The sequence below is a fragment of the Roseateles chitinivorans genome (assembly GCF_050632145.1).
In the GTDB taxonomy this organism is placed as follows: Bacteria; Pseudomonadota; Gammaproteobacteria; order Burkholderiales; family Burkholderiaceae_C; genus Roseateles; species Roseateles chitinivorans_B.
The window spans coordinates 2,346,057-2,370,622 of the sequence record NZ_CP192577.1 but is presented as its reverse complement, the minus strand read 5'-3'; the positions used below and the strand labels follow the sequence as shown (position 1 = coordinate 2,370,622).

General features: G+C 63.2%; 16 protein-coding genes and 2 pseudogenes. 7 read left to right on the top strand and 11 right to left on the bottom strand.

Going from position 1 to position 24,566, the window contains the following annotated elements; genetic code table 11:
- Positions 1-52: 52 nt before the first annotated feature.
- Together mlaE and ACQ86G_RS10820 are read right to left on the bottom strand one after the other, a co-directional pair.
- Positions 53-832 (bottom strand): lipid asymmetry maintenance ABC transporter permease subunit MlaE, encoded by a 780-nt coding sequence (gene mlaE / locus ACQ86G_RS10825; RefSeq protein ID WP_431260562.1) that lies wholly within the window; start codon positions 830-832, stop codon positions 53-55.
- A complete protein-coding gene (locus ACQ86G_RS10820; protein ID WP_431260561.1) occupies positions 829-1,671 on the bottom strand; it encodes an ABC transporter ATP-binding protein in 843 nt (280 codons plus the stop codon). Before ACQ86G_RS10820 ends, mlaE begins: the two co-directional genes overlap by 4 nt.
- 271 nt (positions 1,672-1,942) lie before the next feature.
- Between ACQ86G_RS10820 and ACQ86G_RS10815 the strand changes: the two genes are divergently transcribed.
- The 7 genes from ACQ86G_RS10815 to ACQ86G_RS10785 all read left to right on the top strand — a co-directional run bounded on the left by ACQ86G_RS10815 (position 1,943) and on the right by ACQ86G_RS10785 (position 9,117).
- The gene (locus ACQ86G_RS10815; RefSeq protein WP_431260560.1) at positions 1,943-2,413 is read left to right on the top strand and encodes a type IV pilin protein; all 471 of its coding nucleotides are present in this window, start codon (positions 1,943-1,945) and stop codon (positions 2,411-2,413) included.
- On the top strand, positions 2,407-3,051 hold the full coding sequence (locus ACQ86G_RS10810; RefSeq protein ID WP_431260559.1) for a pilus assembly FimT family protein: 645 nt from the start codon (positions 2,407-2,409) through the stop codon (positions 3,049-3,051). Before ACQ86G_RS10815 ends, ACQ86G_RS10810 begins: the two co-directional genes overlap by 7 nt.
- Positions 3,014-3,448 carry a type IV pilus modification PilV family protein gene (locus ACQ86G_RS10805; protein WP_431260558.1) on the top strand — a complete coding sequence of 145 codons (435 nt, stop codon included), beginning with the start codon at positions 3,014-3,016 and terminating at the stop codon, positions 3,446-3,448. The genes ACQ86G_RS10810 and ACQ86G_RS10805 overlap by 38 nt, the downstream gene beginning before the upstream one ends.
- A gap of 7 nt (positions 3,449-3,455) precedes the next feature.
- A complete protein-coding gene (locus ACQ86G_RS10800) occupies positions 3,456-4,187 on the top strand; it encodes a PilW family protein (protein WP_431260557.1) in 732 nt (243 codons plus the stop codon).
- A 56-nt stretch (positions 4,188-4,243) separates the two neighbouring features.
- Entirely contained in the window at positions 4,244-4,645 is a 402-nt protein-coding gene (locus ACQ86G_RS10795; RefSeq protein ID WP_431260556.1) for a PilW family protein, read from the top strand.
- Positions 4,646-4,731: 86 nt separating this feature from the next.
- On the top strand, positions 4,732-5,283 hold the full coding sequence (locus tag ACQ86G_RS10790) for a hypothetical protein (protein WP_431260555.1): 552 nt from the start codon (positions 4,732-4,734) through the stop codon (positions 5,281-5,283).
- Positions 5,284-5,295: 12 nt separating this feature from the next.
- Positions 5,296-9,117 (top strand): pilus assembly protein, encoded by a 3,822-nt coding sequence (locus ACQ86G_RS10785; protein ID WP_431260554.1) that lies wholly within the window; start codon positions 5,296-5,298, stop codon positions 9,115-9,117.
- A gap of 201 nt (positions 9,118-9,318) precedes the next feature.
- On the opposite strand, the pseudogene ACQ86G_RS10780 reads toward ACQ86G_RS10785, so the two are convergent.
- From ACQ86G_RS10780 to ACQ86G_RS10740, 9 genes and pseudogenes are all read right to left on the bottom strand, one after another.
- A pseudogene (locus ACQ86G_RS10780) lies at positions 9,319-10,792 on the bottom strand (glutamate synthase subunit beta).
- A 43-nt stretch (positions 10,793-10,835) separates the two neighbouring features.
- Positions 10,836-15,550 (bottom strand): annotated as a pseudogene (locus ACQ86G_RS10775) (glutamate synthase-related protein).
- A gap of 480 nt (positions 15,551-16,030) precedes the next feature.
- The gene (locus tag ACQ86G_RS10770) at positions 16,031-16,489 is read right to left on the bottom strand and encodes a transposase (protein WP_431260553.1); all 459 of its coding nucleotides are present in this window, start codon (positions 16,487-16,489) and stop codon (positions 16,031-16,033) included.
- 26 nt (positions 16,490-16,515) lie between these two features.
- Complete coding sequence (locus ACQ86G_RS10765) at positions 16,516-17,646, bottom strand: deoxyguanosinetriphosphate triphosphohydrolase (protein WP_431261375.1); 1,131 nt, start codon at positions 17,644-17,646, stop codon at positions 16,516-16,518.
- A gap of 21 nt (positions 17,647-17,667) precedes the next feature.
- A complete protein-coding gene (gene aroB, locus ACQ86G_RS10760) occupies positions 17,668-18,783 on the bottom strand; it encodes a 3-dehydroquinate synthase (RefSeq protein WP_431261374.1) in 1,116 nt (371 codons plus the stop codon).
- Entirely contained in the window at positions 18,764-19,348 is a 585-nt protein-coding gene (locus ACQ86G_RS10755) for a shikimate kinase (protein WP_431261373.1), read from the bottom strand. The genes aroB and ACQ86G_RS10755 overlap by 20 nt, the downstream gene beginning before the upstream one ends.
- 40 nt (positions 19,349-19,388) lie before the next feature.
- On the bottom strand, positions 19,389-21,731 hold the full coding sequence (locus ACQ86G_RS10750) for an Ig-like domain-containing protein (protein ID WP_431260552.1): 2,343 nt from the start codon (positions 21,729-21,731) through the stop codon (positions 19,389-19,391).
- A gap of 80 nt (positions 21,732-21,811) precedes the next feature.
- On the bottom strand, positions 21,812-24,019 hold the full coding sequence (pilQ, locus tag ACQ86G_RS10745; protein ID WP_431260551.1) for a type IV pilus secretin PilQ: 2,208 nt from the start codon (positions 24,017-24,019) through the stop codon (positions 21,812-21,814).
- Positions 24,016-24,516, bottom strand: coding sequence for a pilus assembly protein PilP (locus tag ACQ86G_RS10740; protein WP_431261372.1), 501 nt, complete (start codon positions 24,514-24,516; stop codon positions 24,016-24,018). The genes pilQ and ACQ86G_RS10740 overlap by 4 nt, the downstream gene beginning before the upstream one ends.
- Positions 24,517-24,566 lie beyond the last annotated feature (50 nt).

The following is a 24,566-nucleotide window of genomic DNA, read 5'->3' as shown; positions in this document are numbered from 1 at the left end:
CCGAGATATCTCTTGAATTCGGTTGTGGTGTCGATGGATCGCGCGCCGCGCGTCAGATCGAGAACATCATGGCGGTGAGGATGAAATCCAGCCCCAGCACAGCCAGCGACGACAGCACGACCGTGCGCGTCGTCGCCTGGGATACCCCTTCGGGCGTCGGCTTGCAGGCGTAGCCTTGCAACAACGCGACGAAACTGACGGTCACGCCGAACACCACGCTCTTCACGAAGCCGTTGCCGACGTCCTTGAACACGTCGACGCCGCCTTGCATCTGCGACCAGAACGATCCCGCATCGATGCCGATCAGCGGCACCGCCACCAACCAGCCGCCGATGATGCCAACCGCGGAGAACACCGCCGCCAGCAGCGGCATCGCGATGAAACCGGCCCAGAAGCGCGGCGCCAGGACACGCTGCACCGGATCGACCGCCATCATTTCCATGGCACTGAGCTGTTCACCGGCTTTCATCAGGCCGATCTCGGCAGTCAGCGAGGTCCCGGCGCGGCCGGCAAACAGCAGCGCCGCCACCACTGGCCCGAGCTCGCGCACCAGACTCAGCGCGACCAGCAGGCCGACAGCCTCGGCGGAGCCATAACGCTGCAGCGTGTAGTAACCCTGCAGCGCGAGCACGAAACCGACGAACAGGCCGGACACACCGATGATGGACAGAGAGCGGTTGCCGACGAAGAAGATCTGCTCGCGCACCAGGGAGAAGCGGCGCAGGCAGGCACCCAGACACAACAGCAATGTGCCGAGGAGCCGGGCCGAAGCGCCCCAGTCGCCAAGCTTCAGGCGCAGACCGCGTCCGATCGAGGTGGCAAAACCGATCATGCCGACACCTCCTGCGGCAGGCCGAAGTCCTCTCGGACCGGCTTGGCGGGCTGGTGGAAGCGCACGGGGCCGTCGGATTCGGCATTGACGAACTGGTGCACGAGCGGGTCGGTGCTGTGCCGCAACTCGTCCGGCGCTCCCTGGGCGACGACGCTGCCGTTGGCGACCATCACGACATGGTCGGCGATGCCGAAGGTCTCATGGATGTCATGGGAGACGATCACGCTCGTCAGACCCAGTGCGTCATTGAGATCACGGATCAGGCGGGCGGTCACGCCCAGCGAGATCGGGTCCAGGCCCGCGAAGGGTTCGTCATACAACACCAGGTCCGGATCCAACGCGATCGCGCGCGCCAGCGCGACACGACGCGCCATGCCGCCGGACACCTCGCTGGGCATCAGATCGCGGGCGCCGCGCAGCCCGACCGCATTGAGCTTCATCAGCACGAGGTCGCGAATCATGGGTTCCGGCAACCGGGTGTGCTCGCGCAGCGGGAACGCCACGTTCTCGAACACGCTCAGATCGGTGAACAGCGCGCCGAACTGGAACAGCATCCCCATTCGACGTCGTTGGGCGTAGAGCTGGGTCTGGTCCATCGGCGCGAGGTCATGGCCGTCGAACAGCACCTGTCCGGAACGGGGCCTCAACTGGCGGGTCAGCAGCCGCAGCAACGTGGTCTTGCCGCCGCCCGATGAGCCGATCAGCGCCATCACCTTGCCGCGTGGCAACGTCACATTGACGTCTTTCAGGATGATCCTGTCGCCATAGCCGACGGTCACATCCTTCACCTCGATCAGTGGGCGGACGCTTCTGGATGAATTGGGATCAGTAAAGGCCATTTCGTTGGGATCGATCCGGGACGATGCCGGGCGGCAGCCGTCCGGGAGCCGGGATCATAGGGTAAAGCCCGAATTGATGCCGGAGGACACCTGGGGCGGGGTGCAGATATATGAGAGGACGCTGCATCTGCCCCACGGTCGACCGCCGCGACCCGGGCGTGACAGACGTCACATTCGGAGATCGTCGCGAGACGGGCGGAATCCGAGGCACGACGAGCGGGCTCGCCTTCTAGAGGCCGCTGTCGATAATTTCGCAAACAAGGAGTGCTTCATGTTCGGGAACCTCAAGATCTCTTCCGCTCACGGTGGCAGCCAGGCCGCCCGGGGCTTCACGCTGATCGAACTGATGATCGTCGTGGCGATCATCGGCGTGCTCGCGGCGATTGCGATGCCCACCTACCGGGACTACGTGATACGAGGATCGTTGACCGACGCAGCCTCCGGCCTGACGCAGGCCCGTACCGACATGGAAGCCTACTATCAGAATTTCCGTACCTATGCAGCGAGCGGCGGAGCTTCTCCACCTTGCCTCACGGCGCAGACGCCCGGGAAGTTCCGCATCCAGTGCACAGAGGCCCCCACCGCTTTAGGCTACAAGGTGACGGCCACCAGCAGCGAGGCCAATCTCACCGGTTTCCGGTTCTCGGTCACTCAGGCCGACGTTCGGGCGACAGAGGCTGCGCCCACCGGATGGAACACCTGCACGACCAAATGGCTGCTGCGCAAGGGTGACCCATGCTGAGCCAGATCCGGACCGCTGAACGGGGCTTCACCCTGATCGAGCTGCTCATCGTCATCTCGATCATCGGGCTATCCACGGCCTTGGCAGTACCCGCGATCCGCGGATTGGCAGCCAACGCCCAAACCCGGACCGCTGGCAGCAGCCTGAGCACGACCATCCGTCTGGCCCAGACAGAGGCCGTGAAGAGCTATCAGCCCGTGGTCCTCTTCCGCACCAACGACACCAGCTGCACAGGCAATGAGCGCGCCAGCGCCGGTGGCGAGTACTGGATCGTCAAGGTGATTCCCAACATGGTCATCACCGAAGCGAACGGCGCAGTCACCCCGCCCGCGCAATGCGGTTCCATCAGCAGCGAGACCTCCAATCTGACCATCAGCGGGCCTACGGCACTTTGTTTCGGCCCCAATGGCCGCCCCGTCGCGCTGAACAATCCTGTCCCCGGCGCCGCAGCGTGCAATGTGCCTGCCTCTGGACAGATCGTGTACTGGGTGGACACGTCCACCAACGTCGCCAACCTGAAACGGCTGTCCGTCTGGGTCACGCTGGGCGGCGGGGTCCGTCTGTGCGACCGGGAACGTGTCGAATCCAGCACCCTTCCGGATGGCTGCCCCGTGGCCAATGCATCCTGGACCTCGTGACGTCATGAAACCCATGTTCCGACCTCAATCCACCCGCCGCGCCGGGGCCCGTGGCATGACACTGATCGAACTGATGGTGGCCATGCTGGTGATGACCATCGGGATCGTCGGTCTGGTGACGTTGATGGCCCGGGCATCCCAGGCCTCATCCTCGACCGAAGACAACCTGAGGGCTGCGGTCCTGGCCTCGGACATCGTCAACGACATGTGGACCAGCAACGTGCCCAACCCCCGACGCTCGCGGATTGGCAGGCTCGTGTGGCTGATGGCGCGAGGTCCGGGTTGCCCAACGCGGCGGGCACCGTCGCAGTCGATGCCAACAATGTGGCCACGGTCACGATCACCTGGCGGACGCCCAGCGGAGCCGCACGCCAGTACACCACCGATGTGCGCCTGAACTGACCATGCCAATGTCCTTCAACCGGGCCCTGCCCCAGAGCTCAGGCCGAGCGCGTGGTTTCACGCTCGTGGAACTGCTGATCTCCATGACGATCGGTCTGGTGCTGATTGCAGCGCTCGGCATCATCATGACGCGCTACGAGACTTCCAAGCGCCGCAACACGACGACCGCCGACCTGGCAATGTCGCTCGGCTATGTCGCCTACGACCTTGATCGCCAACTACGCAGTGCTGGCTCGGGATTCATGCAGAACGACGTCGCGCTGGGCTGCACCATCAATGCGTCCATCGGCGGCACCGCCATCCTGCCTAGCCCCGCCGCCTTCCCAGCGCCCTTCGGAGCAGTGCCGCAGGCGGTCAGCGCCATTCCGCTGATCGTCTATCCCGGCATTGGAAACGGTGGCTCCGACGTGATCCAGGTGCTGACTGCCGCAGCCGGTTTGAGCGAAGCACCGCAAGACGTGCTTGCGGGCAGTGTGACGGCAGTGTCCGCTCAGTTGAACAACACCCTGGGCATCCGCGGTGGCGATCTGCTCCTGATGACGGATCCTTCACCCCGCCAATGCATGATCGTGCAAGCAGCGCCAGGTTTCGTCGGAGGATCTGGCCAGCAACTGACGTTCGGGGGCAGCTATTTCAACGCTGCGATCCCGCCGAACTTGACGACCTTCGGTGTCAACGGCTCCACCTTGTCGAATCTCGGGAATCAGGCCGGCAACACCCCCGCTTCCAACTGATCGGCATCAATGCGCAGCGCCAACTCGTCAGCTACGACCTCCTGCGCCTCAACAACATGCCGGGAGCAGCCGGTACCCCCGTTCCCCTGTCAGACGGCGTTGTCGACATGCGCATTCGTTATGGCGTCAGCACCGCATCGAATGGTGTGGTCAACAGCTGGGTGGCGCCCAATACCGGCAACTTCACCAACGCCTTGATGAACTCGGCGACCGGTCAGACCTCCCCGGCACGCCAGATCGTTGCGTTGCGCATTGCCCTGCTGCTTCGCGGCGATCGCATCGAAGACGGGCAGGTTTCGCCGACGTCGTTCGCACTTTTCCAGACCCTGCCCGCTGCCGCGCAAGTCACGGTGAATCTGCCGGCCGGCGAAGAGAAGCGTAACTACAAGCTGGTCGAGTTCACGGTGCCGTTGCGCAATGCGATCTTCGGCTCCCCGTTCCGCGTCCCGCCTACCTGAAACAGGCGCCCGCCAACAAGGATGACTTCGATGCGTCCCCTCCCGTTCCCCCGCAACGCGGCATTCGATCCCAGCGAGGCGTCATCATGGTGATCGCGCTCGTCACGCTGGCCGTGCTGCTGATCGGCGCCGCGGCAACCATGCGTTCGATGAACGTCTCCTTGCTCAACACCGGAAATATCGGCTTCAAGCGCGACATGGCCAATCAGTCCGAGCGTGCGATCCGCGCGGCGACAACCTTGATGACCTCCGGAGGCCTGTCAAGCACTGCCTCGCGCCTGGCGAGCAACCCGGCGTTCAACTACAGCGCCACGATGCTGCCCTCCGACACCACTGGCATTCCGCTCGCCATGCTGAACATGACTGACGCGGACGCGTTTGGCGGGATCGGCAATGCAGCTTTGGCCATCAAGCTGCCGGAGGATGGCATTGAGCTGCACTACATGATCGACCGGATGTGCGTCGCGCCCGGTGCGTTCACGACTGCGAACTGCTCGGTATTGGGTCGATCCGACAACGCGGGTTACAGCATTCCAGGTCCGAAGATCCTGCCCCAGGCCACCTTCCGCATCACCGTGCGCGTGAGGGGGCCACACAACGCCTATTCGTTCTACCAGACGACCTATTCAGTCAACTGATTGAGGCTCCCGATGTCCATGCCTTCCCTCAACAAATGCTTCGGCAGTGCCGCGTTCGCGGTGCTGATCGTTGCGTACGCACCCGTGCAAGCTGCGACGCCCTTGGCCGACAAGCCGGTGTTCGCTTCCGTGGCCGTTCCAGGCAATTTGGCTCTGGCGCTCTCGGTCGAGTTTCCGACTGCTGTCAGCAATGCCCATCTGGACTCGACTTACAACCCGGTGTCGACCTACGTCGGATTCTTCGACCCCAACAAGTGCTACGACTATCGCTTGGCAGTTGCAGGCGCCGGGAATATCAACGTCGATCACTTTGCACCGACCGCCACTGCCCCTAACAATTCGCATGTCTGCACCAACAAATGGAGCGGCAACTTCCTGAACTGGGCGACGATGCAGACCATCGATCCGTTCCGTTGGGCGTTGACTGGCGGGTACCGCGTCGTCGACGAGACGTATGCGACGGTGATCGAGAAGGCCTACGCCAGCGGTCAGGGCGGCACGGGCAACTTCCCGGATCGTTCCCTGACCAACGCAACCGTGATCGCTGGCGCCACACCGTTGAATTGGGCCGGCTTGCGTCTTCGCATCCAGGGCATGGGCGTGCAGTTGCGTTTCACGCGCCAGGGCGACAACAACTCGGGCAATCCGACTTCGTTCAACCCGGCTGGATCGCCGTGGGCGGACAACGTGTCCTACGTCGTGAGCGCGCGCGCGCGCGTCTGTGACACCACCATCAACATCGATTTCCGCGAAAGCAATTGCAAGCTTTACCCCAATGGCAGCTACAAGCCGGAGGGACTGATCCAGCAGTACTCGAATCAGATTCGGTTCAGTGCCTTCGGCTACTTGAACGACAGCGATCTGAACCGCGATGGTGGCGTGCTACGTGCAAACCAAAAATTCGTCGGTCCATCGCAGCCAGTCCCGGGCGGTGATCCAATTGACAATGACTTCAAGGAATGGGCGCCGGACACCGGCATCATGAAGCCAAACCCTGATGCACTGCGCAACAACGGTGCCGACGCGAAGGCGTTTGGCGTCACGGTGTCAAACAGCGGCGTCATGAACTATCTCAACAAGTTTGGTGCCGCCTCAAGAACCTACAAGACATACGACCCCGTCGGAGAGTTGTACTACACAGTCCTGCGATATTTCCGCAACATCGGCAATGTGCCTGAATACACCAATGCTGGATCGGCAAGCACCAGTACCAAAGCCACTTGGTCTGATGGTTTCCCGGTGATTACCAACTGGGATGATCCGATTCTTTATTCCTGCCAGAAAAACTTCATTCTCGGCATTGGCGACGTCAACACACACGCGGACCGCAACCTGCCTGGCTCGACGGGTTCATCGGAACCTGCCAAGCCGAATCTCGTCGCCTCTGATACAGCCCTCAACGCAACGACCTATACCAACATGGTCGGCACGATGAGCAACATCAGCAATCTGGCATCGACGTCTCCTTACAACGGTTGCTGCACCAACAACGGCGCGCTGATGGCTGGCATGGCTTACTGGGCCAACACCAATGACATCCGCCCGACTGGCGACCCGCTCAAGACAACCGGCATGCAGACTGTCCAGACCTACTGGCTGGACGTGCTGGAGCAATCGACATACAAGAACAACAATCAATACTATCTGGCGACTAAGTACGGCGGAGCAAACCTGCCCTCCGACTTCAATCCGGTAGGTCGGACGACAGACCTGACTCAATCTTGGTGGCACACGGGCCCGTCAAGCGACACAGTGGGTGGTCAGCTCCGCCCCGACACCTACTACACGGCGGCACGGCCCGACCTGATGGTGAGTGGTTTGTCGGCCGCATTCGCCAGCATCGCTTCCCGTATGAAGGCTTTTTCGACGGCGCTAACGACAGCACAGCCGCAAATCACTGCAGCGGGCACAGCCAACTATGCAGCGCAATACGACGCCGCTAGCTGGTCTGGCGAAGTGCAGGCCAGCTCCCTGTCCTACGACCCTGTGACTGCACGGACCTCGTCGTCAGACGTTTGGCGCTTCTCTGACAAGCTTGCGGCACAAGCCGCCGGTACGGGATGGGATTCCAGCCGCTTCATGGTCACGGTCAATTCGTCCAGTCGTGCGGTGGTTCCTTTCCGCCTGGCCAGCATCAGCTCCTCGCAGTCGGCGTCACTGGACACTAGCTATGTGAACACGAGCGATGCGCAGCTGTACCTGAACTATTTGCGGGGCGATCGAAGCCAGGAACAGAATTCCGTGGTCAGCGGCAGCACGAAGGCCTATCGCACGCGCACTTCGCTGGTTGGGGACATCGTCAACTCCAAGCTGGTCGTCGTCGGCCCCCCGTCGCTGGGCCTCTCCGAAGTGTCGAATCCTGGCTACAGCGCCTACAAGGTCGCCAAGGCCGGTCGCCCCAATTACGTCGTGGCTGCCACGAACCAGGGCGTCGTCCATGTGATCGACGGGAGCTTGACAGGAAGTACTGCAGGCAAAGAACTGTTCGCCTACGTGCCGAGTCCGGTCTTCAGTGGCCCGGATAACACGCCAGCGGTGAATGGCTTGCAGTCGATAGGAAACCCGAACTTCACGCATTACTACATGGTGGATGCGCAGCCTGTGACCATGGACGTCGACTTCGGTCGAACCGTGGGAGGCTCCGGCACCGACTGGCGCTCGATCGTCGTGGGTGGCATGGGCAAGGGCGGCCGTAGCATCTATGCACTGGACCTGACCGACCTCGGCAGCGTCAATTCGGAAGCCGCCGCCGCGACAAAGGTTCTCTGGGAGTTCACTGACTCCGACATGGGCTTCACCTTCGGTCAACCGCTGGTGACGCGCATGCCGCAGTACGGTTGGGTCGTGATCGTCCCGGCTGGCCTCAACAACGCGAGCGGTAAGAACCACCTGTACATTCTCAACCCCCGCACGGGCGCGCTGCTGGCTCGCATCGACACCCCGGTCGGCACCGCTCCCAACCAGGATGACGGCACGGCCGCGAGCCCCTCGGGGATGACTCAGGTGACGGCGTTCTACCCGGACCTCCAGTCGGCGCTGGCCGAATCGATCTATGGTGGCGATCTGCGCGGTAGCGTGTGGCGCTTCGACCTGCGCAGCGCGCCGAGCTTCCCGGCGCCGGTCAAGGTAGCACGCGCCACGGACGCGGGCGGTGCAATCCAGCCAATCACCACGCGCGTCCTGCCGGTCGTACAACTGGCGAGCAATCGTCGCTTCCTGGTGTTCGGCTCCGGCAAGTTGCTTGATGCTGGCGACATCACGAATTCGCAAGTACAACGGATGTATGCGGTGTCGGACGGCCGGTCAGGCAACTTCAACGCCAGCACGGACCTGCCTGCCGGTGTGAGCTTCCCCATCACATCGACCAAATTGCATCAATTGACGGACCTGACGCGCCCAGTGGTCATCGACTACGACGTGGAGATGGGCTGGTACATGAACGTCGCGACTGGCTACCGGATCATCAACGATCCGACGTACTTTGACGGTACGGCAGTCTTTGCGGCAACGCTGCCCAGCAGCGCAGACCCGTGCTCGCCTACAGGCAACAGCATCGTCTATGCCATCGACCTTGGCACTGGACAGAGTCGCTTCGCCAACAACGCCACCTACTTCGATCCGGGTTCTTCGGTCACAGATGTGGTGTTCGTGGTCACCGATGGCGAGCCCAAGCTGATCATCAGCGTTGACCATACCTGCACAGGCGAAGGCTGCCCGACTAACTGCGTGGGCAATCTCTGCACGCCGGACGTACTCCGCGGAAGGGGCGTCGGACCTAAGCTGCTGAACTGGCGCGAAGTACCCTTGCGAAACGCCTCGGGCGGCACGCTCTGAACGCGTTACACCTCTACGAAGCCCGGCAGCCGCCGGGCTTTTTTCGGCACCACCTTCCACCCGCCGTTCCCCACGGCGTAGCACCGCCGGTACGCCTCGGGCACATGCTGGAGAGAATCCTCAAGGGACAAAAGAAAAGCCTGCTGGTTCCCACCGGCAGGCTCTCTGACTGACTCGGCGGAAGATCCGCCGCTAGGGAGATCAGCGCGGCAGTGCGCTATCCCCCATCAGGAACTCGTCGATCGAGCGCGCGGCTTGGCGGCCCTCACGGATGGCCCACACCACCAGGGATTGACCCCGACGCATGTCACCTGCGGCGAAGACCTTCGCCGCATTGGTCTTGTACCCACCGTTGAACTCGGTGGTGGCCTTGGCGTTGCCGCGCGCATCCTTGGACACGCCGAATGCTTCGACGATCGCGGAGACCGGGCTCACGAATCCCATCGCCAGCAACACCAGATCTGCCTTGAGAATCTGCTCACTGCCGGGTACCTCGACGACCTTGCCGTTGACCCATTCCACACGCACCGTCTTCACGCCGGTGACCTTGCCCTTCTCACCGAGGAATTCCTTGGTCGCGATCGCGAACTCGCGTTCGCATCCTCCTCATGGCTGGACGACGTCCGCAGCTTGATCGGCCAGTAAGGCCAGGTCATCGGCCGGTCCTCGACCTCGGGGGCTGAGGCATCAGCTCGAACTGCGTCACGCTCTTGGCGCCGTGGCGGTTGCTGGTGCCGACGCAATCGCTGCCGGTATCGCCGCCGCCGATCACAACAACATGCTTGCCGTCGGCACGCAACTGCCCCTTGAGCTTGTCCCCAGCGTTGACCTTGTTCTGCTGCGGCAGGAACTCCATCGCGAAGTGCACCCCGGCCAAGTCGCGTCCCGGCACTGGCAGATCGCGTGATTGCTCGGCGCCACCAGCCAGCAGCACCGCGTCGAACTGCTGTGTCAGTTCGTCGGCCGTGACCACATCCTTGGCCCAGTTCGTGACCTTCGAGCCTTCGGGCAAGTGCGCCACCATCACACCGGTCCGGAAGACCACACCTTCGGCTTCCATCTGCTGGACGCGCCGGTCGATGTGGCTCTTCTCCATCTTGAAGTCAGGGATGCCGTACCGCAGCAGGCCGCCGACGCGGTCGTTCTTCTCGAACACCGTGACGCTGTGTCCCACTCGCGCCAGTTGCTGCGCAGCCGCCAGACCTGCCGGGCCGGAGCCGACGATGGCCACGGTCTTGCCGGTCTTCACCTTCGCCGGTCGCGGAGGCACCCAGCCTTCAGACCAGGCGCGATCGATGATCGCGTGCTCGATCGACTTGATGCCGACCGCATCGTCATTGACGTTGAGCGTGCAGGCAGCCTCACACGGCGCAGGGCAGATCCGACCCGTGAACTCGGGGAAGTTGTTGGTCGAGTGCAGCACCGCGATGGCGCTCTTCCAGTCCGTGTCTCCGCCCCGGTACACCAGGTCGTTGAAGTCGGGAATGATGTTGTTGACCGGGCATCCGCTGTTGCAGAACGGCGTACCGCAGTCCATGCAGCGCGCGCCTTGCTGTTTCGCCTGCTCGACGTTGAGGCCGATGACGAATTCCTTGTAGTTCTTGAGACGCGCCTCGACGGGCTCGTAGCCCTCTTCCAGACGTTCGTACTCCATGAAGCCGGTGACTTTTCCCATGGCGGCTCGCTCCTGAATTTCTGAATCTTCGATGCGGTGACGGTCAGGCCTTGGCCTTGGCGGCGGGCGCCTTGGCTTGGGCGATGGTCGCGGCGGTTTCCTTGGCGGCGCCCATCTCGCCCAAGGCGCGGCGGTACTCGTTCGGGAACACCTTGACGAACTTGGCACGCGATTCGGCCCAGTGGTCCAGGATGTCCCGCGCGCGTTGGCTGCCGGTCCAGCGGTGGTGGTCCTCGATCAACTTCTTGAGGAGCGCCTCGTCCGTGCGGGCTTCGCCGTCCCCGAGCTTGTGCCAGAGCGCCTTGTCCATCGTGGCTTCCTGCTCATGCGCCGGGAGCAGCTTGTCCAGCGACACCATGCTGGTATTGCAGCGCTTGGCGAACTGGCCGTCCTCGTCGAAGACGTAAGCGACTCCGCCGCTCATGCCGGCGGCGAAGTTGCGACCGGTCCGACCCAGCACGACAGCGGTACCGCCGGTCATGTACTCGCAACCGTGGTCGCCCGTGCCTTCGACGACCGCCGTCGCGCCGGACAGTCGCACCGCGAAGCGCTCGCCGGCGACGCCGCGGAAGAAGGCCTCGCCCTTGGTCGCGCCGTACAGCACGGTGTTGCCGACGATGATGTTCTTGGTCGCATCACCGCGGAAGTCGATCGACGGACGGACGACGATGCGACCGCCAGACAGCCCCTTGCCGGTGTAGTCGTTGGCATCACCGATCAGGTAGAACGTGATCCCCGGTGCCAGGAATGCGCCGAAGCTCTGACCGCCGGTGCCTTCCATCTGGATGAAGATGGTCTGGTCATCGAGTCCCTCAGGACGGCGACGGATCAGCTCGCCCGACAGCATCGCGCCGACGGTGCGCCGCACGTTGGTCACTTCCTGCATGAAGCGCACCTTCTCGCCCTTCTCGAACGCAGGCAGGCACTTCTCGATCAGCTTGACGTCCAGCGCGCGGTCCAGACCGTGGTCCTGCTGGTCGTTGTGCAGACGGGCCACCTCGGCCAACAGCTCCGGACGGTGGAAGACGCGGGTGAAGTCCAGGCCCTTGGCCTTCCAGTGGCTGATGCCCTTCTTCGTGTCGAGCAAGTCGGCACGGCCGATCAAATCGTCGAACTTGCGGATGCCCAGCTGCGCCATGATCTGACGCGCTTCTTCCGCAACGAAGAAGAAGTAGTTCACCACGTGCTCGGGCTTGCCGCTGAACTTCTTGCGCAGTACCGGGTCTTGCGTCGCCACGCCCACAGGGCACGTGTTCAGGTGGCACTTGCGCATCATGATGCAGCCCTCGACGACCAGCGGGGCCGTCGCGAAGCCGAACTCGTCCGCGCCCAGCAGCGCGCCGATGACGACGTCACGTCCGGTCTTCATCTGACCATCGGCCTGCACTCGCACGCGACCGCGCAGACGGTTCAGGACCAGCGTCTGCTGCGCCTCCGCCAGACCCAGTTCCCACGGAGTGCCGCAGTGCTTGATCGAACTCCAAGGCGAGGCGCCGGTGCCGCCATCGTGTCCCGCGATCACGATGTGGTCGGCCTTGGCCTTGGCCACGCCGGTCGCGATCGTTCCGACGCCGACTTCGGACACGAGCTTCACCGAGACGTCGGCGCGGGGATTGACGTTCTTCAGGTCGTGGATCAGTTGCGCCAGATCCTCGATCGAGTAGATGTCATGGTGCGGCGGCGGCGAGATCAGACCCACGCCCGGCACCGAATGGCGCAGGAAGCCGATGTAGTCCGTGACCTTGCCGCCAGGCAGCTGGCCACCCTCGCCAGGCTTGGCGCCCTGTGCCATCTTGATCTGGATCTGGTCGGCGCTGACGAGGTACTCGGTCGTGACGCCGAAGCGGCCCGACGCGACCTGCTTGATGCGCGAGCGCATCGAGTCGCCGTCCTTGAGCTCATAGTCGACCTCGACCACCTTGCTGCCGACGACGTCCGACATCTTCGTGCCGGCCGTGATCTTGATGCCCTTGAGCTCGTTGCGATAGCGCGCCGGGTCCTCTCCCCTTCGCCCGTGTTGCTCTTGCCGCCGATACGGTTCATCGCCACGGCCAGCGTCGCGTGCGCTTCGGTGGAGATCGAACCCAGCGACATCGCACCGGTGGCGAAGCGCTTGACGATCTCGGCCGCCGACTCCACTTCCTCGAGCGGGACCACGTGGCTCGGATCGAACTTGAACTCGAACAGGCCGCGCAACGTCATGTGGCGCTTGCTCTGATCGTTGATCAGCTGGGCATATTCCTTGTACGTATCGAACTTGCCCGAGCGCGTGCTGTGCTGCAGCTTGGCGATCGCGTCGGGGCTCCACATGTGCTCCTCGCCGCGGGCGCGCCACGCGTATTCGCCGCCGGCGTCGAGCATGTGCTCAAGCACCGGATCGTCGCCGAAAGCGGCGCGGTGCAGGCGCAAGGCCTCTTCCGCGACCTCGAACACGCCGATGCCGCCGACCTGCGTCGGCGTGCCGCGGAAGTACTTGGCGACGAGATCGGCCTTCAGGCCGATGGCCTCGAAGATCTGTGCGCCGCAATAGGACATGTAGGTCGAGATGCCCATCTTGGACATGATCTTCGACAGCCCCTTGCCCACCGCCTTGATGTAGTTGTAGATCGCCTTGTCGGCCGACAATGAGGTCGGCAGCTCCGACGTCATCGCTTGCAGCGTCTCCAGCGCCAGGTACGGATGGACCGCTTCAGCGCCGAAGCCCGCCAGCACGGCGAAGTGGTGAACCTCCCGCGCGGTGCCGGTCTCGACGACCAGACCCGCGGTCGTGCGCAGGCCTTCGCGCACCAGGTGATGGTGGACGGCCGACAGCGCCAGCAGCGCGGGGATCGCCACGCGGTTCGCGCTCAGGTGGCGGTCCGTGATGATCAAGATGTTGTGGCCGCCCTTGATCGCGTCGACCGTCTCGGCGCACAGCGATGCGAGCTGGGCTTCGACCCCTTCCCGTCCCCAGTCGAGCGGGTAGGTGATGTCGAGCTCATAAGGCTTGAACTTGCCGTTGGTGTGATGCTCGATGGCGCGCAGGCGGGCCATCGACTCGAAGTCGAGGATGGGCTGCGTGACCTCGAGCCGCATCGGCGGGTTCACCGCATTGATGTCGAGCAGGTTGGGCTTGGGCCCGATGAAGCTGTTCAGCGACATCACGATCGCCTCGCGGATCGGATCGATCGGCGGGTTGGTGACCTGCGCAAACAGCTGCTTGAAGTAGTTGTAGAGCGGCTTGTTCTTGTCGGACAGCACGGCCAGCGGGCTGTCGTTGCCCATCGAGCCGATGCCTTCCTCACCGTTGGCGGCCATCGGCGCGAGCAGGAACTTGATGTCCTCCTGCGTGAAGCCGAAGGCCTGCTGACGATCCAGCAGCGAGGCCGGGAAGACCGGCGCAGTGACCTCCGGTGCGGGGATCTCGTCGAGCTTGACGCGGACGTTCTCGATCCACTGGCGATACGGGCGGGCGTTCGCGTACTGGGTCTTCAGTTCCTCGTCGTCGATGATGCGGCCCTGTTCCAGGTCGATCAGGAACATCTTGCCCGGTTGCAGACGCCATTTCTTGACGACGCGCGACTCCGGGATCGGCAGAACGCCGGACTCGGAGGCAAGCACGACGAGGTCGTCGTCGGTGACCCAATAGCGGGCCGGACGGAGACCGTTGCGGTCCAGCGCCGCACAGACCTGGCGGCCGTCGGTGAAGACCATCGCGGCCGGACCGTCCCACGGCTCCATCATCGCGGCGTGGTACTCATAGAACGCGCGGCGGCGCTCATCCATCCATTCGTGCTGCTCCCAGGCTTCGGGGATCATCATCATCGCGGCGTGCGCGAGCGGGTAGCCCGACATCGTCAGCAGCTCGATGGCGTTGTCGAAGGTCGCCGTGTCGGACTGGTGCTCGAAGCTGATGGGATACAGCTTCTTCAGGTCGTCACCCAGCACGGGGGACTTCATGACGCCTTCGCGGGCACGCATCCAGTTGAAGTTGCCCTTGACGGTGTTGATCTCGCCGTTGTGGGCGACCATGCGGTACGGGTGGGCCAGCGGCCACTCCGGGAACGTGTTGGTCGAGAAACGCTGGTGCACCAGTGCGATCGCGCTGACCACCCGCGGATCGGCCAGGTCCTTGTAGTACTTGCCGACCTGGTCGGCGAGCAGCAGCCCCTTGTAGATGACGGTGCGGCAGCTCATCGACGGCACGTAGTACTCGCGGCTGTGCGTCAGCTTGAGCGCCTGGATCGCGCTGGAGGCCGTCTTGCGGATCACGTACAGCTTCCGCTCGAGTGCGTCGGGAACGATGATGTCCGGACCGCGACCGATGAAGATCTGCCGGATGATCGGTTCCTTCTCGCGCACTGTCGGCGACATCGGCATGTCGCGGTCGACGGGCACGTCTCGCCAGCCGATCAGCACCTGGCCTTCGGCCTTGATCGCGCGGGCCAGTTCCTGCTCGCAGGCCAGGCGCGACGCATGTTCCTTGGGCAGGAAGATCATGCCGACGCCGTACTCGCCGGGCGGGGGCAGCGTGACACCCTGCTTGGCCATTTCCGCGCGATAGAACTCGTCCGGAATCTGGATCAGGATGCCTGCACCGTCGCCCATCAGCTTGTCGGCCCCGACCGCGCCGCGGTGATCCAGGTTCTCCAGGATCTTCAGTCCCTGCTGGACGATGTGATGCGCCTTCTGCCCCTTGATGTGGGCGACGAAGCCGAGGCCGCATGCGTCCTTTTCGTTGGCGCCGTTGTACAGGCCGTGGGCGGCGAGCTCGCGGATCTCGTTCGTGGACGGGCCGCTCGCCGACGTGACGGCCGGGTTGGCGACGGGGGACGATGCTTGCGCGGTGCGCGGATCTTGAGCTGCCGACATCGGTGGCCTCCTGGACTCTCGGTAACGAAACCCGCGCAGGTTAAGACGCGTACCGCAACGGCACAAGCACAAATAAATGGGGTCAGTCTCGATTTATTCCGACCGTTGTCGATCGGTATCGATTAATTGGGGACAGACTTGATCAATCCGCGATGGCCGCTTTGGTCTTGCGAGGTCGACCCCGAGGGCGCGGGCTCATTGGCCGGGGACTTGCCTCGCCAAGCAATTGCAGGAAACGTGCCGATCCCAACGGCCAGCCCTTGAGCGCGGCATCGATGAGGCGTTCGCGTTCCGCTTCCGACTCCCCCTCGTCCAGCCAGCGACGCCAGGCGAGTTCGCGCTCGAACGGCGTGTTGCCGAGCGCCCAGAATCCAGGCGGATCGCTGATCAGGGGTCCCGCCGGCGTCCGAGATGGTGCGCCGCCGAGGACCAGGCGAAATCCCCGGGTTCGGCGCTGAGGCCCGCTCGCTGCGGATTCAACTCGATGCTGCGCATGACAGTGAGCAGATGGCTCTCCGCCTCGAGCGGTGCGGCGCGGAAGCGCCCCTCCCACAGGGTGCCGACCCGGCCATGGCGGAGATTGAAGGCGCTCACGTAGCGACGCCCCAGCGCTTGCATCATGCGGCTCAGACCCTCGTCGGCCGCTGGGGTCGCCAACAGGTGGAGATGATTCGGCATCACCACGTACGCATGGATTGCGACCCGGTGGGTGGCGGCACTGTCCTGAAGCGCGGCGAGCAGCGCCCGGCGATCGTCGTCGTCGAGGACGATGGGCTGCAGGTTGTGCCCGCGATGGATCAGGTGATGCAGGTGGCCGGCGAGCGCCAGCCGAGGAAGTCGCGCCATGGCAGGAAACAGTAGTCTGTCCCCAATTATGCGATGAGCTTCTTTCCTGTGAGCCGCTCATGCTCCTTGAGCGCGAACCGGTCGGTCATGCCGGCGATGTAGTCCGCGCAAGCACGTGCGTGATCCTCGCCATCCGCAAAGTCCGGCGGCAAACGCCCGGGATCGGTGAGGTAGAGCTGGAACAGCTCTCGTAACACCTGCTCTGCCCGATCCCGCTGTTGCTGGACAACCGGATGCCGATAGAGGTTGGCAAAGAGGAAACGCTTCAGTTCGGTGCTCGCCTGACGCATCTCGGCACTGAAGCGCACGAGCGGCCCCTTCGTGCGCGCATCCTCGGCGTCAGCGGGCTCAGCCGCCTCGACAGCGGCGCGCGTGGTGTCGATGATGTCGTAGACCTGCTGCGACAACATCCGGCGGATGGTCTCGGCCAGCAACCGCTTTCCAGCCAATCCCGGATACGCGTCCAGCGTCTCCCGCAGGTAACGGTGCACCAGCGGCACCTGTTCCAGCTGCTCCAGGGTCACCAGTCCGGACCTCACGCCGTCATCGACGTCATGGGCGTTGTAGGCAACCTCGTCTGCCAGATTGCAGAGCTGCGCTTCCAGGCTCGGCTGCCCGCCGTGCAGGAAGCGCGTCGCCACGCCGCCAGGCTCGCGCTCCTCGATGCGCTGAGCATCGCGCCGACTGCAATGCTTGAGGATGCCCTCGCGGCTCTCGAAACTCAGATTGAGGCCGTCGAACGCCGGATAGCGCTGCTCGAGCTTGTCGACCACCCGCAGCGATTGCAGGTTGTGTTCGAACCCGCCATGGACCTTCATGCAGTCGTTCAACACATCCTGTCCGGCGTGGCCGAAGGGCGTGTGCCCCAGGTCGTGAGCCAGCGCGATGGTTTCGACGAGGTCCTCGTCCAGCGCCAGGCTACGTGCGATGGAACGCCCCAGTTGCGCGACTTCCAGCGAATGCGTCAGCCGCGTGCGAAACAGGTCGCCCTCATGGTTGAGGAAGACCTGCGTCTTGTAGACCAGTCGACGGAAGGCGGTGCTGTGGACGATCCGATCGCGGTCGCGCTGGAATTCGCTGCGCGTCGGCGCCGACACTTCGGCATGCCGTCGACCGCGGCTGCGCGCGGGATCGGAGGCAAAGGGCGCGCGCAGCATCATCATGGTCGGGTCAGGCGTTCAGCGGGATTCGGCCTCAGTGTGAACGGCGATCACCTCGGCCACCAGCGCATCGGGCGCGCCCCGCATGCCGGCCTTGCCGAGGCCTTCGATGACGACGAACCGGATCTCTCCACCCTCATTCTTCTTGTCGACCCGCATCAGATCGAGCCATCGATCGATCGGCATCGCAGGCGCCTTGACCGGCAGGCGCGCCCGTTCGATCAGCCGCGCCATCCGGTCGACGAAGGACGCCGGCATCAGTCCGAGCCGCGCCGACAACTCGGCGGCGAGCACCATGCCGCAGCCGACGCCCTCGCCGTGCAGCCAGGCGCCATAGCCCAGACCGGTCTCGATCGCATGGCCGAAGGTATGGCCGAAGTTCAGGATGGCGCGCAGGCCGGCTTCGCGCTCGTCCTGGCCGACGACCCAGGCCTTGATCTCGCAGCTGCGCTTCACCGCGTAAGCCAGTGCTGACTTGTCCCGCGCCAGGATCGCGTCGAGGTTGTCTTCGATCCACGCCAGGAAGGGCACATCGGCGATCGGTCCGTACTTGATGATCTCGGCAAGACCCGCGGAGAGTTCGCGCTCGGGCAAGCTGTCGAGCGTATCCAGGTCGGCGATGACGCGCGCCGGCTGGTAGAACGCGCCAACCATGTTCTTGCCGCGCGGATGATTGATGGCCGTCTTGCCGCCAACTGAAGAGTCGACCTGTGCGAGCAAGGTCGTCGGCACCTGGACGAACGGTACCCCGCGCATGTAGATCGCCGCAGCGAAGCCGGTGATGTCGCCAATCACGCCGCCGCCCAATGCAAACAGCACCGTCTTGCGATCGGCCGCGACGGCGAGCAGATGGTCGATGACCATGTCGAGAGACGCCCAGTCCTTGTGCTGCTCGCCGTCGGGCAGCACGACCGTCTCGATCCGCGCGTAATGGGACTCGAGTTGGCGTTTCAGCCGCTCAAGGTACAGCGGCGCGACCACGTCGTTGGTGACGATCAGAGCGGTGGACGAACGCGGCAGGCCCGACCACGACGACGATGCGTCGATGAGCCCGGAGCCGATGAGGATGTCATAGCGCCGATCGCCGAGCTCAATGGCGACGGTGGACGAGGGATCAGGAGCCGGAGCGGTCATTCCCGGAAGTGTACGGGCCCTCGCTCGCTCCCACAGTGGCCGCGACACGCGCCGGATCGATCAGGCCTGCCAGTTCGAGCTGCATCAGGATCATGTTCGCCAGGCCGTGGACAGAAGGGCGACTCGACTCGAGCACGAAATGCGCACAGCGCCGATAGAGCGGATCGCGCTGCCCATAGAGCTCGCGCAGCTTCGCCAGCGGATTGGGAACCTGCAGCAGCGGGCGCTGCGTGTCGTGCCTCAGGCGTCGGAAGAGTTCTTCAGGCGAGGAGCGAAGGTACACGACTGTCGAATTCGCCCGGAGCTGATCGCGATTCATCTCGCGCAGCACAGCGCCGCCGCCGGTCGCCAGGACCACTTCACGACCCGCGTTCGCGCCATCAAGCAGCCGGGCAATGGTCTGAGATTCGAGGTCTCTAAACGACGATTCGCCCTCACGGGCGAAGTAGTCCTTGATCGACTGACCGCCGAGATCCTTTTCGATCTCGGCGTCGGAATCGACGAAGGGGATGTCGAGCTGCCGGGCCAGCAAGCGGCCGACGGTGGATTTACCACCGCCGGGCATGCCGACCAGAGAGATCACCTGCGACAAACAGACCTCGTACTCAGTCCTTGTTGGTGCAGTACGTCGCATCGGACGCCTTGCGAACGACGCCGTACGGACTGGTTTGGAATGCGGGCGCACTCGTCTTAACTCCCAGCACGTCCCCGGCGAACGGAAGGTCCCCGGTGTAGGTCGCCGGCGGGCTCAGCACGCCGAATGCCGAAGCCGTGATCGTGAAGTTCACCCAGCTGGCCACGCTACGCGGGTACTGCAGCACAAGGACGGCTTGACCATTCGCATCGGTGCGCGTGGACCCGGTCATGCTGATCGACGCATCGGACTTGCGCGGATCCAACTGGCCATTGCCATTGCGGTCTTCGATGCCATCGATCGCACCGTTGCGGTTGTCGTCCTCGTTCCTGCAGACAGGCGCACCGCCAACGACCTTGTTGCCCAACGTATCCAGATCGAAGCGACGTCCCCACAGGTCACCGAGCAACTCGTAATAGCCCTTGTAGTAGCCGTTCAGATCCAACGAAGGCGTGATCTGCACGTCGCCCTTGGGTTGACCGGCAGCATCAACGACGAGCACGACATAGCGCTTGATGTAGGTCAGCGGATTGGAAACATCGACCAACTCGTTCGTACCGATCGTGATCGACAACGGGTCAGACACGACGGTCAGCGTCGTCACCACCGAATTCGGGCAGGCTGTGGCCGCAAAATCGTTGTAGTCCCAGCAAGCGCGAATCTGCACGCCACCAGTCGGGCTGGCGCGGTTACCCGGCGCATAACTGGTCGTGGCGATGCCGTTGGCATCGGAGTACACCAGTTGTTGGCCCGAGTTGATCGTGCCACCAATGCTATTTGCGTCTCCGTTAAGGTCGAAACGAACACGAACGTTCTTCACCGGCGAGTTGGATGCCGCGAGGAAGATTGCACGAACTTCGGCGCGATTATTGGTCGAATCCGTATTGACGCTGACCACCGTCGGTGAAGCCTGAACAGAAGCCGACACCACCACCGGCGTGGCGGGAGGAACAGTCGACGAACTCGACGGCACCGTGACCGTCACAGCAGTACTCACGCCGCCAGCGGTGCCCGTGATATCAATAGCGCCTGAGACAGCCGGTGCCGTATATGTATAGGTGTAGGCACCATTGGCATCCGTCGTGCCGGTTGCAGTGGGCAGCCCCGGCGCCGAAACAGTAATGGCCTGGAACGTCATCGGGTTCTGGTTCACATCACTGACACGGAACTCGACCCGATTGCCAGCAGAGCCGGCCGCCGGTTGCGTCGGCACCGCGGACGCCGTCACCTTGACGCCGGTCACCTGGAATGTCGCCGTGCGCGTCAGGGCGTCGCTCCTGGCGGTCACCGTGATCAGGCGGTTGGACTTGTCTGCGCCGCTGGTGATCGTGGCCACAGCCTGCCCTTGAGCATTCGTCGTGCCGTTCACGACTGCAACGGTCGAGCCATTGTCAGCAGTGAACGCGATGGGAATTCCAGGAATGACGTTGCGTTGCGAGTCGACCGCAGTCACCGTGGCGGTGACCTTGTCACTGCCCGTATTTCCGATGCTGATCTTGTCCAGCACCATCGTCATGTCATTTGCAGTCGGTTGCGTCGTGATCGGCGGCACGATATTCAAACCCACTGTACGAACCACGGTGCCACTTGTCGCGGTCACCGTAACCGTACGGTTGGTGTGATTCGAACCCACCGCCACCGTAGCAACCACTTGGCCGGAGGTCGCATCCGTCGTCCCCGCTGCGGAGACAAAGGCGGTATTCGCAGGATCCTGGACCGAGAACACCACCGGCGAACCACCAACCGCAGTGCGATTGGCATCCAACGATGTGACAGTCAACTTGGCGGTCTGGCTCCCGTCGTTCGGAATCGACGCAGTGTCGAACACCAATGACAGGTCGGCGACCTTGCCTCCAGTCACGCTGTCGACGACGTCGAATGTCACCTTCTTGGTGATTGAACCCGTGGCTACGGCAATCGTGACGGTTCGATTGGTTTTGTCTGAGCCGATGGCGACCGTCGCGGCCAATTGCCCGCTGGTGGCATCCGTCTTGGTACCACCGGGGGCGATCACAGCATTGCTGTCGACAGCGAAGACCAACGGCACATTCCCGACCACTTGTCGGTTCGCATCTACGGCAGTCACAGTGACCTTGACCGTGTCTGCGCCGCTATTGCTGACCGTCGAACGATCCAGCACGACGGACAGGTCAGCAACAGCGGTCGGAGTCGCTCCGCCACCGCCACTACCGCCGCCATTCACCGGCGTCCCTGCATTACCGCCGCCACCGCCGCATGCAGCCAGCGTGCCGGCGACAAAGGCGCCCAGCGTTGCGGTTCGAACCAACCGCGCGAACTTCGCGAATATCGTCATTTGTTTGCTACTCCATCGCGCCACGTGTCAACCACGTGGCCACTCCCTGTTGCACCGAATTCCCGGATCCGCCAACGCCCTCAACGCGTCGCCGTCACTCGATCGCTCACCACCTTGGGCGTGATGAAGATCAGCAGTTCCGTCTTGGCGGAACTACGCGACTTGTTCCTGAACAGATTGCCCAGCAGCGGGATATCGCCGAGGTATGGCACCTTGTTCTCGCTCTCCAAATCTTCCTGCGTGTAGATGCCACCGATCACGACGGTACCGCCGTTTTCCACCAGCACCAGCGTCTGCACATGCTTGTTGTTGATTGCGTACCCTTGCGGTGTCAGCGTGCCACGACTGTCCTTGTTCACGTCGACCGTCAGGATCACATTACCCTCTGGCGTGATCTGCGGCGTGACCTCCAGCTTCAGCACTGCCTTCTTAAAGGTGATCGAGGTCGCGCCGCTGGACGTCGACTGCTGATACGGGATCTCCTCGCCCTGCTCGATCAATGCCTTGGTCTGATCAGCGGTGACGACACGTGGGCTGGATACCACCTTACCGCGGCCATCCGCCTCCAGCGCGGAGATCTCAAGGTTCAGGAAGCGGTTCGCCGTGGCGCTGAAGAGAGAGAGCGCGAAGTTCGCAGCTGTTGCGCCACCAAAGGCGTCGCCAGCGACGTTGGCAGGCAGGTTCACAAACTGCGAATCCGCGTAGTTGTAGGCCGTCTGCTGATTGGTAGCAGATCCGACCGCCGAGTAGTTGCCCCCAACAGTGACGTAGTTGCTGCCACCGACGCTGTAACCAGGAATGCCGCCCTGACGACCGCGCAGATCGCTCGCGCCAAGCTTGACACCCAACGCACGACCGAACTTGTCATCAGCCTCAACAATGCGGGCCTCGATCAGCACCTGGCGCACCGGGATGTCGATCTTGGCAATCAACGCCTGGATCTCCTCCAGCTTCGAAGGAATGTCGCTGACGAACAGCTGGTTCGTGCGGGTTTCCCAGATCACGCTGCCACGCGGCGAAAGAATGCGCGATGTCTGCGCACTGCCCGAACCACCCTGGCTGTTCTGCCCGGTCAAGCCCTTGGCGACTTCTTCAGCCTTCGTGTAATTCATCTGGAACGACTGCGTGCGCAGCGGTTCCAGTTGGGCGACGGCCTGCTTCGCTTCGAGCTCAGCCTTCTCCTTGTTGGCCAGCTCTTCCTTCGGCGCAATCCACAGGACGTTGCCAGACTTGCGCAGGCCCAGGCCCTTGGCCTGCAGGATGATGTCCAGTGCCTGATCCCACGGCACATCCTTCAGTCGCAAGGTCACGTTGCCGGTGACGGTATCGCTGGTCACAACGTTGAAGTTGGTGAAATCGGCGATGACCTGCAGCAGGGCACGCACATCGATGTTCTGGAAGTTCAAGCTCAGCTTGTCACCAGCAAAGCCTGGCCCCTGCGTCAGCTTGTTCGGGTCGACCTTCTGCGGGCGCACTTCCAGTACGAACTGATTGTCGCTTTGGTACGCGCTGTGCTCCCAGACGCCTTTCGGCGTGACGACCAGACGCACGCGGTCGCCTTGTTGGGTCGCGACCACCGACTGCACCGGCGTACCGAAGTCCGTCACGTCCAGCTTGCGGCGCAGTCGTTCCGGCAGCGTACTGCGCAGGAATTCCACGACCAAGTTCTGACCCTGCTGCTGGATGTCGACCCCCACTTGACTGCTCGGCAAGCTCACGACGACCCGACCAGCACCGTCGTTGCCGCGGCGGAAGTCGATGTCCTGCAATCCTTGAGCGGCAGCGTTCTGGCTCGGGGCAAAGTGAACCGGCTCGGAGGCCGCCGTCGCAGACGGAGCAGCCGCTGCCCCATCCAAGAAGATCAACAGCGAGTTGTCCTGCAGCTGCGCGCGGAATGTGCTCGCCTGGCGCAGGTTCAGCACGACACGGGAGCGGTCGCCTGCTTGCGCCACATTCGCCGAACGCATGTTGCCGGAATTGACCTCGACCGCGTTGCGGCCCAGACCATTCGACACGCCAGGCAGGTCCAAGGCGATGCGCGGCGGCACTTGCACGGCGAAGCCGCGCGGGACTTCAGTCAGCGGCTGAGCCAGTTCGATACGGACGATGTCCGTGCCGGACTGCTGAGTGGCGCTGATCGACTTGATCATGTTCTGCGCCCAGGCCTGGACGGGCATCAGCACCGCCATCCCCACCGCGCAAGCCAGGACTTGCCAGCGCTTGACGCGCCCCATTCGTTCCCTCGTACGGACGCTCATCGAAGCGTTCTCCACAACAGTGTTCTTCATCGTCCCTGCTCCTGAAGCTGGAGAGTACTGGTGCGTTCAATCCATTCGCCCGCAGCGTCCTGGACGACTTCTCGCAACGTGATTTCAGTTTCGCTGATCTTGGTGATGCGGCCGAAGTTCTGCCCCATATAGTCACCAACCCGCGCCTGGTACAGCAGGTTGTCGACCCGCAGCAACGCGTAGGGTCGACCGTCCCTGGAGACGCTCCCGACCATCGCCATTGAATCCAGCGGGAAGGCCTCCAGCGGTTCGCGACGGCGTTTCATTTCGGCAGCCAGCAGCGAACTCGGCTGTGCAGCCTCCCGTCGCAACGCCACCGTCAGCTTCTGCGTGCTGAACGGATCAACAACCGCCTGCGCCTCGTATGGCTGCGGTTGAAAGGTCTTCGGTGGTGTCAGTGGCTTGACGGTTGGTCGAGTCTGCTGTCGCTGCTCTTCCATCCACTGCTGGAGTTCGTCGGTGCCAGAGGTACAACCCGACATCAATACACCTGCCATGGCCACGCCGAGCAGTCCGAGCGCATGCAGCGGCAGTCGACTCAGAGGCG

What these genes read in the sequence shown, in the direction of transcription:
- mlaE (WP_431260562.1), bottom strand. Translation starts at nt 832, where the DNA reads ATGATCGGTTTTGCCACCTCGATCGGACGCGGTCTGCGCCTGAAGCTT.
- ACQ86G_RS10765 (WP_431261375.1), bottom strand. Translation starts at nt 17,646, where the DNA reads ATGCTGCGCGCGCCCTTTGCCTCCGATCCCGCGCGCAGCCGCGGTCGA.
- ACQ86G_RS10785 (WP_431260554.1), top strand. Translation starts at nt 5,296, where the DNA reads ATGTCCATGCCTTCCCTCAACAAATGCTTCGGCAGTGCCGCGTTCGCG.
- ACQ86G_RS10815 (WP_431260560.1), top strand. Translation starts at nt 1,943, where the DNA reads ATGTTCGGGAACCTCAAGATCTCTTCCGCTCACGGTGGCAGCCAGGCC.
- ACQ86G_RS10790 (WP_431260555.1), top strand. Translation starts at nt 4,732, where the DNA reads ATGGTGATCGCGCTCGTCACGCTGGCCGTGCTGCTGATCGGCGCCGCG.
- ACQ86G_RS10755 (WP_431261373.1), bottom strand. Translation starts at nt 19,348, where the DNA reads ATGCCCGGCGGTGGTAAATCCACCGTCGGCCGCTTGCTGGCCCGGCAG.
- ACQ86G_RS10820 (WP_431260561.1), bottom strand. Translation starts at nt 1,671, where the DNA reads ATGGCCTTTACTGATCCCAATTCATCCAGAAGCGTCCGCCCACTGATC.
- ACQ86G_RS10795 (WP_431260556.1), top strand. Translation starts at nt 4,244, where the DNA reads ATGCCGGGAGCAGCCGGTACCCCCGTTCCCCTGTCAGACGGCGTTGTC.
- ACQ86G_RS10770 (WP_431260553.1), bottom strand. Translation starts at nt 16,489, where the DNA reads ATGGCGCGACTTCCTCGGCTGGCGCTCGCCGGCCACCTGCATCACCTG.
- ACQ86G_RS10800 (WP_431260557.1), top strand. Translation starts at nt 3,456, where the DNA reads ATGCCAATGTCCTTCAACCGGGCCCTGCCCCAGAGCTCAGGCCGAGCG.
- aroB (WP_431261374.1), bottom strand. Translation starts at nt 18,783, where the DNA reads ATGACCGCTCCGGCTCCTGATCCCTCGTCCACCGTCGCCATTGAGCTC.
- ACQ86G_RS10805 (WP_431260558.1), top strand. Translation starts at nt 3,014, where the DNA reads ATGGCTGCCCCGTGGCCAATGCATCCTGGACCTCGTGACGTCATGAAA.
- ACQ86G_RS10750 (WP_431260552.1), bottom strand. Translation starts at nt 21,731, where the DNA reads ATGACGATATTCGCGAAGTTCGCGCGGTTGGTTCGAACCGCAACGCTG.
- ACQ86G_RS10740 (WP_431261372.1), bottom strand. Translation starts at nt 24,516, where the DNA reads ATGGCAGGTGTATTGATGTCGGGTTGTACCTCTGGCACCGACGAACTC.
- pilQ (WP_431260551.1), bottom strand. Translation starts at nt 24,019, where the DNA reads ATGAAGAACACTGTTGTGGAGAACGCTTCGATGAGCGTCCGTACGAGG.
- ACQ86G_RS10810 (WP_431260559.1), top strand. Translation starts at nt 2,407, where the DNA reads ATGCTGAGCCAGATCCGGACCGCTGAACGGGGCTTCACCCTGATCGAG.